The organism is Hydrogenivirga sp. 128-5-R1-1 (assembly GCF_000171895.1).
Map to the genome: position 1 here is coordinate 1 of NZ_ABHJ01000095.1, position 2,625 is coordinate 2,625.

The 2,625-nt window shown below is 30.9% G+C and carries 3 protein-coding genes; all 3 read left to right on the forward strand.

The features are described 5' to 3' along the window. Positions 1-80 precede the first annotated feature (80 nt). Positions 81-1,136 carry a 1-deoxy-D-xylulose-5-phosphate reductoisomerase gene (gene dxr, locus HG1285_RS04885; protein ID WP_232219511.1) on the forward strand — a complete coding sequence of 352 codons (1,056 nt, stop codon included), beginning with the start codon at positions 81-83 and terminating at the stop codon, positions 1,134-1,136. Continuing rightward, positions 1,129-2,448 carry an RIP metalloprotease RseP gene (gene rseP / locus HG1285_RS04880; protein ID WP_008288529.1) on the forward strand — a complete coding sequence of 440 codons (1,320 nt, stop codon included), beginning with the start codon at positions 1,129-1,131 and terminating at the stop codon, positions 2,446-2,448. The genes dxr and rseP overlap by 8 nt, the downstream gene beginning before the upstream one ends. A gap of 34 nt (positions 2,449-2,482) precedes the next feature. Then, the coding region (locus tag HG1285_RS20525; protein WP_008288530.1) for a DsrE/DsrF/DrsH-like family protein at positions 2,483-2,625 on the forward strand (143 nt) is incomplete at its 3' end.

Sequence of the window (2,625 nt, forward strand, 5' to 3'; positions counted from 1 at the left end):
ATCATGTCAGCAGGTATGTAATTGAAGAAAGTCGCAGTTTTAGGTCAACAGGTTCAGTAGGAAGGCAAACTTTAGATATAATAAGAAAGTTTAAAAATGAATTTTCTATAAAACTTTTGGCTGCCTCCAAAGTTTCTGATGAATTAAAAAAGCAGATAGATGAATTTAAACCTGATTATGTATATGTTGAAAATTTAAATGGAAATCTTTCTTTAAAGAACACACAGATTTTAACTGGTAAAGATGGTATTGAATTTTATTCATCTCTTGATATTGACCTTTTCATAAATGCAATTTCTGGTATAAATGGGATATACCCAACATACTGTATACTAAAGAATAATAAAAAACTTGCAACTGCAAATAAAGAAGCAATTATATGTTTAGGTGAGATTTTAAAAGATAAATACTGTCAAATTTTACCAATAGATAGTGAGCATTCTGCCATATTTCAACTTTTAGAAAAAGCAAACAAGAAAAGTATAGATAAAATAATAATAACTTCTTCAGGAGGACCTTTTTTTAAGTACTCTAAAGAGCAGTTAAAAAATGTAAGCGTAGAAGAAGCTTTAAAACATCCAAAATGGAAAATGGGAAAAAAGATAACTGTTGATAGTGCAACGTTGATGAATAAAGGCCTTGAAATAATTGAAGCCCACTATCTATTTGACATAGATTATGATAAAATCCAGGCTGTGATACATCCTCAGAGTATTATTCATGGTATAATTGAGTTTGTAGATGGTACCTTATTTGCAGCTCTTTCTCCAACAGATATGAGATATCCTATATCTTATGCACTTTTTTATCCAGAAAGGAAAGAAATTGGAATTGAAAAGTTGGATTTAACAAAAATAGGTAAGTTTGAATTTTATAAGCCAGATTATCAGAAATTTCCACTGCTGAAACTTGCAGTTGAGGCTGGAAAGAAAGGAGGATATTATCCTATAGTCTTAACTGTTGCTGATGAATTTTTAGTGGATAAATTTCTAAAAAGAAAGATTAGTTTTTTAGATATACCATATTATATTGAAAAAATTCTTGATAATGTTAAATTTAAAAACCCTAAAAGCATTGATGATATTTTTTATATTGCCGATGCTACAGAAAAAAAACTGGAGGAATTAGTTGGTTAGTGTTATAGCCTTTTTAATAATGCTGGGAGTACTTATTACAATACATGAATTAGGTCATTTCCTTTTTGCAAAAATGTTTGGTGTAAAGATTGAAGTTTTTTCTATAGGTTTTGGAAAACCAATCTTTAGATGGAAGGGAAAAGAAACTGTTTATCAGGTTGCTTTAGTTCCTCTTGGTGGATATGTAAAAATGTATGGTGAAGATTCTATGACAGAACCTATACAGGGGGAAACGGAAAAAAATATAAATGACCCTCGTTCTTTTATTTCTAAACCACGATGGCAGAAAATGCTTATAGCATTTGCTGGTCCATTGTTTAATATAATTTTTGCTGTGGTTGCTTTTGCAGTCGCCTATATGATAGGAATTCAACAGCCAGATTATATGAAAAAACCAGTTGTTGTTGGTTATGTAGAAAAGGAAAGTCCGGCGGAAAAGGCAGGTATTAAGCCTTTTGACAAAATCACAGAAGTTGATAACGAGCCTGTCAGAACATGGAAGGAATTTACTCTAAAAACAGGTTTAAAAGCTGGAAAAACAGTAATACTTACTGTAAATAGAAACGGCAAAAATATAAATATAAAGGTAGCAGTGCCTGAAAATATTAATAAAAAAAGTTTAGGGATAGCTCCTTTAATACCTCCTGTGATTGGTAAGATTTTGCCTTATACTCCTGCCGAAAAGTCTGGACTTGAATTAGGGGATAAAATTTTGGCGGTAAATGGAAAACCTGTTAGAAGCTGGTATGAATTTGTTGATTTAATGTCTTCATTTAACAAAAACGAAGCTCTGACACTTCTTATAAAACGTGATGGCAAAGTTTTATCTATAACTTTAAAACCAAAATATAATTCAAAATTAAAAAAGTACATAATTGGAGTTTCCCCAAAATTTGATGTAAACATTGTAAAGTATTCTTTTTTTGAAGCTTTTGAAAAATCTATAGATAAAACATTAGAGCTTACCGTAGCTATTGGAAAAGTAATTAAAGGACTTATTACAGGAGAAGTTTCCATAAAAACACTTGGAGGACCAGTTGCCATTGCTCAATTTTCAGGGCAGGCTCTTGAAACTGGAATAGCAACATATCTTTTTGCTATGGCTTTTATTTCTTTACAGCTTGGATATTTAAATTTACTACCGATACCAGTACTTGATGGTGGTTTGATAGCTCTTTTACTTGTTGAATCTATTATAAGAAGACCACTGCCAGAAAAAGCAAAAGAATATCTTGCCTATGTTGGCTTTGCAATATTAGGTACTCTGATGATATTTGTCATTTTCAATGATATATTAAGAGTATTACAATAATATATATAAATATATTTCCGTAAAGGAGAATTAAATGGCTACAACTAAAGTTGGTATTATTGTTTTAAGCGGAACACTTGATAAGGTAATGCCTGCATTTATTTTAGGAACAACTGCAGCTGCAATGGGAATGGAAGTTGGTATGTTCTTTAGTTTTTATGGTATTAATGTTTTACA